Origin of the sequence: Arsenophonus endosymbiont of Bemisia tabaci Q2, assembly GCF_902713415.1 — a bacterium.
Lineage (GTDB): Bacteria > Pseudomonadota > Gammaproteobacteria > Enterobacterales > Enterobacteriaceae > Arsenophonus.
In genome coordinates this window covers 1-6,990 of the sequence record NZ_CACTIE010000071.1, presented here as the reverse complement: position 1 = coordinate 6,990, position 6,990 = coordinate 1, and the positions used below count along the sequence as shown (strand labels likewise).

Annotated in this window: 6 protein-coding genes and 5 pseudogenes; 9 read left to right on the top strand and 2 right to left on the bottom strand. The window is 37.3% G+C overall.

Translation table 11 applies throughout. The features are described from left to right. The first annotated feature begins 41 nt into the window (after positions 1-41). The 4 genes from ARSQ2_RS04100 (at position 42) to glyA (ending at position 2,312) form a co-directional block, all read left to right on the top strand. Positions 42-404, top strand: coding sequence for an IS630 transposase-related protein (locus ARSQ2_RS04100; protein ID WP_181994086.1), 363 nt, complete (start codon positions 42-44; stop codon positions 402-404). Further along, entirely contained in the window at positions 331-771 is a 441-nt protein-coding gene (locus tag ARSQ2_RS04095) for a transposase (RefSeq protein ID WP_338078237.1), read from the top strand. The genes ARSQ2_RS04100 and ARSQ2_RS04095 overlap by 74 nt, the downstream gene beginning before the upstream one ends. Continuing rightward, positions 734-862 carry a transposase gene (locus ARSQ2_RS13615; protein WP_181994337.1) on the top strand — a complete coding sequence of 43 codons (129 nt, stop codon included), beginning with the start codon at positions 734-736 and terminating at the stop codon, positions 860-862. Before ARSQ2_RS04095 ends, ARSQ2_RS13615 begins: the two co-directional genes overlap by 38 nt. A 196-nt stretch (positions 863-1,058) precedes the next feature. Beyond that, complete coding sequence (gene glyA / locus ARSQ2_RS04090; protein WP_181994451.1) at positions 1,059-2,312, top strand: serine hydroxymethyltransferase; 1,254 nt, start codon at positions 1,059-1,061, stop codon at positions 2,310-2,312. Between the two features lie 294 nt (positions 2,313-2,606). Here the strand turns inward: glyA and ARSQ2_RS12495 are convergent, their stop codons facing one another. Further along, positions 2,607-2,786 (bottom strand): hypothetical protein, encoded by a 180-nt coding sequence (locus ARSQ2_RS12495; RefSeq protein WP_238334307.1) that lies wholly within the window; start codon positions 2,784-2,786, stop codon positions 2,607-2,609. A gap of 55 nt (positions 2,787-2,841) precedes the next feature. Between ARSQ2_RS12495 and ARSQ2_RS12490 the strand changes: the two are divergent. The 4 pseudogenes from ARSQ2_RS12490 (at position 2,842) to ARSQ2_RS14695 (ending at position 4,947) form a co-directional block, all read left to right on the top strand. Next, positions 2,842-3,624 (top strand): annotated as a pseudogene (locus tag ARSQ2_RS12490) (3-phenylpropionate MFS transporter). 32 nt (positions 3,625-3,656) lie between these two features. After that, a pseudogene (locus ARSQ2_RS12485) lies at positions 3,657-3,959 on the top strand (IS630 transposase-related protein). Between the two features lie 74 nt (positions 3,960-4,033). Next, a pseudogene (locus ARSQ2_RS14125) lies at positions 4,034-4,126 on the top strand (hypothetical protein); the annotation flags it as partial. 187 nt (positions 4,127-4,313) lie between these two features. Next, positions 4,314-4,947 (top strand): annotated as a pseudogene (locus ARSQ2_RS14695) (MFS transporter). Between the two features lie 546 nt (positions 4,948-5,493). On the opposite strand, the pseudogene suhB reads toward ARSQ2_RS14695, so the two are convergent. Then, a pseudogene (gene suhB / locus ARSQ2_RS04055) lies at positions 5,494-6,294 on the bottom strand (inositol-1-monophosphatase). A gap of 125 nt (positions 6,295-6,419) precedes the next feature. On the opposite strand from suhB, the gene ARSQ2_RS04050 reads away from it, so the two are divergent. Further along, positions 6,420-6,932, top strand: a complete 513-nt coding sequence (locus ARSQ2_RS04050) for a TrmJ/YjtD family RNA methyltransferase (protein ID WP_181994448.1) — start codon at positions 6,420-6,422, stop codon at positions 6,930-6,932. Positions 6,933-6,990: the final 58 nt, after the last annotated feature.

Sequence of the window (6,990 nt, the reverse complement as noted above, 5' to 3'; positions counted from 1 at the left end):
ATAATATAGCTAAGCGACTTAATTTTGATGACATTATTTATATGAGCTATTCAATTGATTTTAGACGTAAAGTGATATTTACGATGGAAGAAGAAGGGTTGAGTATCCGAGAAACAGCGAAGCAATTTCGGATTGGCTCTGCATCTGTATCGCGTTGGATTAATCAAATAGAGCCAAAAGCATCGACTACGCGTCAGCGAAAAATCGATAAATCCGAGTTGATAAAAGATGTTGAACAATATCCAGATGCTTACCAAAAAGAGCGTGCAGAGCGTTTTGGCGTTTGTCAGAAGGCCATTTGGCAAGCTCTTAAAAAAATGGGATTGACCTATAAAAAACTCTACGTCATCCGAAAGCCGACGAAAACACTCGACAAACGTTTCAACAAAAAAACAACAGTATGAAAAAGAAGGCAAGCATATTGTTTTTATTGATGAAAGTGGTTTTTCACACGATACCCCGCGGACTCACGGCTATTCCCCGAAAGGTCAACGGTGTGTTGGTCTCAAGAACTGGGGAGCTAAAGGAAGAACAAATGTTATCGGCGCTTTATTGGGCACAACGCTGTTTGCTATCGGATTATTTGATATCAATATTAACAGCGATGTTTTCTATGCATGGGTCACCCAAGTCCTTATCCCAGTACTTCCTAAAAACAGTGTAATCATGATGGTTCATGCAACTTTTCACAAGAAACAGAGTATTCAACAAGTCATCATCGATGCGGGGCCATATGGTGGAATATTTGCCTACCTATTCGCCAGATCTTAATCCAATTGAACATAAATGGGCACAAGCTAAATGTAAAAAAAGAGCGCTCGGATGCGACACAGATATTTTGTTCGCACTCAATATGGTGTAATCAAAATTAAGTCGCTTAGCTATAATTGGGAATAAAATCGCTATTGAGAAATGTTTTTATTTGATAATTCGGATGTAGCAATCGTTTGCGTAATTTTTTATTTTTAGGCTATCTCAGTGAGCTAAAAGAGTTTACACTGTGTGATATTCATTTAGTTGAATAAAGATTTAAAATGTGGCTGAGTCAGGAGAAGTAAATGCTAAAGCGCGAAATGAATATTGCAGATTATGATCAAGAACTATGGCAGGCAATGGAAAATGAAGTTAAGCGTCAGGAAGAGCATATTGAATTAATCGCTTCAGAAAATTATACCAGTCCAAGAGTTATGCAGGCTCAAGGTTCTCAACTTACCAATAAATACGCCGAAGGATATCCTGGTAAACGTTATTATGGTGGTTGTGAACATGTTGATATTGTTGAAAAACTCGCTATAGATCGAGCAAAAACTCTATTTGATGCGGATTTTGCTAATGTTCAGCCACACTCAGGTTCACAAGCTAATACCGCTGTTTATATGGCTTTATTGCAACCTGGTGATACGGTATTAGGCATGAATTTGGCACATGGTGGACATTTAACCCATGGCTCACCCGTTAATTTTTCTGGTAAGCTTTATAATATCGTTCCTTACGGTATCGATGAAGAGGGTAAAATTGATTACGAGGATATAGCCACTCAGGCAAAAAAGCATAAACCTAAAATGATCATTGGCGGTTTTTCTGCTTATTCAGGCCTGGTTGACTGGGCTAAAATGCGTCAAATTGCAGATAGTATTGGTGCTTACTTATTTGTTGATATGGCACATGTCGCTGGCTTGATCGCTGCTGGCGTTTATCCTAACCCTGTTCCTCATGCACATGTCGTGACGACCACTACCCATAAGACTTTGGCTGGCCCTCGTGGTGGTTTGATCTTGGCTAAAGGTGGTGATGAGGCGTTTTACAAAAAACTAAATTTTGCCGTATTCCCTGGTGCTCAGGGTGGCCCATTAATGCATGTTATTGCTGGTAAAGCGCTTGCATTAAAAGAAGCGATGGAGCCTGAATTTAAAACTTATCAACAGCAAGTGGCTAAAAATGCGAAAACGATGGTGGAAGTTTTCATCAAACTTGGTTACAAGGTTGTTTCTGGTGGAACTGAAAACCATTTATTTTTAATAGATTTAGTGTATAAAGGGATCACAGGTAAAAAGGCAGACGCTGCGCTGGGTCGCGCTAATATTACCGTCAATAAAAATAGTGTACCGAATGATCCTCAGAGCCCATTTATTACTTCAGGTATTCGTATTGGTTCACCCGCCATTACTCGTCGTGGTTTTAAAGAAAAAGAATCGGCGGAATTGGCTAATTGGATATGTGATATTTTGGATAAGATTGATGATGAAAGCGTGATCCAAAATGTAAAACAAAAAGTATTGTTGATTTGCCAACAGTTTCCTGTTTATGCATAAATAAGTTAAAATTTAGTCATTCGTTTCGGCCCGTTTTAGTTGTTAACTGAAACGGGCTTTTTACATCGATAATCAAATGGGAATAAATAATGATTATTCCATCAACACGTTGGCTTGCTTTAGATTATTTTACTTATTTTTTTGCTTATGGCATTTTTTTGCCTTTTATCGTGATTTGGCTAAATGGTGAAGGACTTGAGGCTCATATAATATAATTGGTAGCTTGCTAGCCGCCGGCCTTACCGCTCTTTTTATTGGTCCCTTAATGATCGCACCGATAGTGAAACGAGCCTATCACCTAATTACGACTTTGCCTCTATTTGCTGGTTTAACGCTGCTCTTTGCTGTTCGATTTACCGTAAGTTCACATTGGTTATGGTTATTATTTATCATATTGGCTTTCAATCTCTTCTTTTTACCGATGATATAGCTAAGCGTCTTAATTTTGATTACAAAATATATGTTTTTCTCCAATATAAATTTACTGATATAGAGTAATTACTTGTAATCATTTTAAAGTCGCCCAGCTATACCTGTAACCGATGCGCTAGCCGCGACTTGGCAAAAAAAGTTAACATTTGATTATGGAAAATTACGGGTTTGGGGTTCGATTGCATTTATTATTAGCGCTTCTTGGATCGGTTATTTAGCGAATAGCGGGAGACATAAAATAATTATTTACGCATTACTTGTCAGTATAATCATTATGCTGTTGACGATGTTATTACAACCTACAGTTATGCCTAAAGCCACTTATCGCCAAATAGCTAATACAACTCTATATCATTGAAGCAATTATTAGCCAATAGCTCAGTCTGGTGTTTTTTTACTGTGCATTACTTTATTACAAGCATTACAAACTTCTCATGCTGCCTATTATGGTTTTTCTTCAATTTATTGGCAAAAAGTGGGTTATTCCGATGGTATTATTGGCCTGTTATGGTCTTTAAGTATTGTTGCTGAAGTGATTGTGTTTACCTTTAGCCATGTCCTTTTCCGTCATTGGCAGGTAAGTGGATTATTATTGTTATCAGTTAGTTGCGGGGTTGTTCGTTGGAGATTAATGGCCTATTTTACCACTTTACCAATACTGATAGTTAGCCAACTTTTACATAGTGGTACTTTTACTGTTTGTCATCTAGCGGCAATGGGTTTTATTAGTGCACGTAACCAAGGTGAAATTATTCCGCTGCAAGCATTTTATTCGGCATTTGGACTAGGAGGTGGTTTAGCGCTAGTGACAATTGTGGTAGGTTTTGTTTATGAATATTTACCTTTTCACCATAACTGGGTGTTTTGGTTAATGGTATAGCTAAGCGACTTAATTTTGATGACATTATTTATATGAGCTATTCAATTGATTTTAGACGTAAAGTGATATTTACGATGGAAGAAGAAGGGTTGCGTATCCGAGAAACAGCGAAGCAATTTCGGATTTTCTCTGCATCTGTATCGCGTTGGATTAATCAAATAGAGCCAAAAGGATCGACTACGCATCAGCGAAAAATCGATAAATCCGAGTTGATAAAAGATGTTTAAAAATATCCAGATGCTTACCAAAAAGAGCGTGCAGAGCGTTTTGGCGTTTGTCAGAAGGCCATTTGGCAAGATCTTAAAAAAATCGGATTGACCTATAAAAAACTCTAGGTCATCCGAAAGCCGACGAAAACACTCGACAAACGTTTCAATAAAAAACAACAGTATGAAAAGAAGGCAAGCATATTGTTTTTATTGATAAAAGTGGTTTTTCACACGATACTCAGCGGACTCACGGCTATTCCCCGAAAGGTCAACGGTGTGTTGGTCTCAAGAACTGGGGAGGTAAAGGAAGAAAAAATGTTATCGGCGCTTTATTGGGCACAACGCTGTTTGCTATCGGATTATTTGATATCAATATTATAGCTAAGCGTCTTAATTTTGATTACAAAATATATGTTTTTCTCCAATATAAATTTACTGATATAGAGTAATTACTTGTAATCATTTTAAAGTCGCCAAGCTATACCTGTAACCGATGCGCTAGCCGCGACTTGGCAAAAAAAGTTAACATTTGATTATGGAAAATTACGGGTTTGGGGTTCGATTGCATTTATTATTAGCGCTTCTTGGATCGGTTATTTAGCGAATAGCCGGAGACATAAAATAATTATTTACGCATTACTTGTCAGTATAATCATTATGCTGTTGACGATGTTATTACAACCTACAGTTATGCCTAAAGCCACTTATCGCCAAATAGCTAATACAACTATATCATTGAAGCAATTATTAGCCGATAGCTCAGTCTGGCGTTTTTTTACTGTGCATTACTTTATTACAAGCTTCTCATGCTGCCTATTATGGTTTTTCTTCAATTTATTGGCAACAAGTGGGTTATTCCAATGGTATTATTGGCCTGTTATGGTCTTTAAGTATTGTTGCTAAAGTGATTGTGTTTACCTTTAGCCATGTCCTTTTCCGTCATTGGCACATAAGTGGATTATTATTGTTATCAGTTAGTTGCGCGGTTGTTCGTTGGGGATTAATGACCTATTTTACCACTTTACCAATACTGATAGTTAGCCAACTTTTAGATAGTGGTACTTTTACTGTTTGTCATCTAGCGGCAATGCGTTTTATTAGTGCACGTAACTAAGGTGAAATTATTCCGCTGCAAGCATTTTATTCGGCATTTGGACTACGCGGTGGTTTAGCGCTAGTGACAATTGTGGTAGGTTTTGTTTATAAACATTTACCTTTTCACCATAACTGGATGTTTTGTGGTTAATGGTATTGATTGCCATTCCAGCACTATTTATTCGCCCGAATAAAAAAATAACATCATTAAATTCGATGGAATAGCCAAACAATTAAGTTAAAGTTGTTCATTTAATTTGAATAAAAGATAAATATTAACCAACTATGCAGATAAAAATTTTTATATTAAAATTAAATAAGCTGGCCAATCATAAAAATACCCCTTAATGCCTGAAAAAGAATAGGGGTTTTATATCCAATTAAGCAATAAAGCACCGACAACAAGAGTAAATATTGAAAATATTTAGCGGCTTTATTTAACTAATTAAAGCCATGGTGAATTTTTACCATTTTCAGCCTTCACCAATTAGTAAATAACAAAGTTACGCCATCAAGACATTATTAACTCAATATAACTTTAGCTATTGCTTTTTAAGCCCATTGTTTAGCATTTCAATGGATCGCTTAACTCGGTCTGCATTTCTAGCACCATTTTTTCACTATCCGTCGACTGCCAGCTAGCAGATTGCCAGAGGTGAGATAATTATGTCCGCCAACGAAGTCGGTTAGAATTCCACCGGCTTCACGCACCAATAGTTCTCCAGCCATAAAATCCCACGGTTTTAAGCCAATCTCAAAAAAGCCATCGACACGATCAGCAGCAACATAAGCTAAGTCGAAAGCCGCTGAACCTGTGCGGCGAAAATCGGCGCATTTTTTAAATAGTTTAGCGACAATATTAATATATGCAGCTGAATGTTGTTTCGCTTTGAAAGGAAAACCCGTGGCAATAATTTCCCCTTCTAATTCATTATTATTTTTAATACGAAGGCGGTAACCGTTTAATTGTGCACCCTGCCCACGTACCGCAGTAAATAGCTCATTAAGCATAGGATTATAAATAGCGGCAATTTCTGTACAGCCGTTAATACGTACTGCGATGGAGACGGAAAAATGGGGTAAGTGTTTAGTGAAATTGGTTTTGCCATCCAAAGGATCAATAACCCACTGAATATCATTTTTTACCAAGTATCTGACCACTCTCTTCGGTAATAATGGTATGAGTAGGATAAGATTTTTGAATGACTTCAATAATAATTTGTTCTGCTTTTTTATCAAAATTGGTCACAAAATCATTTTGGCCTTTTGCCATTATTTCGATAGAGTCAGGTTTTTCATAGCTTTTAGCAATAAAGTTACCTGCTTGGGCAGCTGCCTGTATAGCAATAGTTAGCATTGGATGCATGGGTTATTTCCACTGGAATATTAAAGAACAAGGTTTAAGCAAGTTCGGCAATATAACAGAGATTCGTCAACATGACTATGATTGTGGTAGAATAGCCTGATTATTAACACCAAATAAAGACAATCATGCTAAAAAATATTCGCATTATTTTGGTTGAAACCTCGCATACCGGAAATATGGGATCAACTGCCCGTGCGATGAAAACGATGGGAGTAACTAATTTGTACTTAGTTAATCCACTCGTATTGCCGGATGCACAGGCTGTTGCATTATCAGCTGGCGCCAGTGATGTTATTTGGTCAAGCGACTATCGTGAAAACATTAGATCAAGCTTTGCTTGGATGCAGCTTGGTAAAATTGGAACGAGTGTGCGCGATCTTACGTTATCATGGTCACAGGTAACGCCTCGCGAATGCGGCGAAAAAACTGTCCGCCAAGCAATAAATTCTCCGGTGGCTATCATTTTTGGCCGCGAACGAGTTGGTTTAAGAAATGAAAAACTACAGAGATGCCAATATTATCTTCATATTCCAACCAACCCTGAATATGGTTCACTCAATTTAGCAATGTCTGTTCAATTGATCAGTTATGAAATTCGTATGGCATACCTAGCAATAAATGAAAAAAATCCTTGGTAGATAATGAATATATAGCTAAGCGACTTAATTTTGATGACATTATTTATATGACCTATTC

Coding starts and splice junctions, on each gene's coding strand:
- ARSQ2_RS04050 (WP_181994448.1), top strand. CDS start 6,420: ATGCTAAAAAATATTCGCATTATTTTGGTTGAAACCTCGCATACCGGA.
- ARSQ2_RS04100 (WP_181994086.1), top strand. CDS start 42: ATGAGCTATTCAATTGATTTTAGACGTAAAGTGATATTTACGATGGAA.
- ARSQ2_RS13615 (WP_181994337.1), top strand. CDS start 734: ATGGTGGAATATTTGCCTACCTATTCGCCAGATCTTAATCCAATTGAA.
- glyA (WP_181994451.1), top strand. CDS start 1,059: ATGCTAAAGCGCGAAATGAATATTGCAGATTATGATCAAGAACTATGG.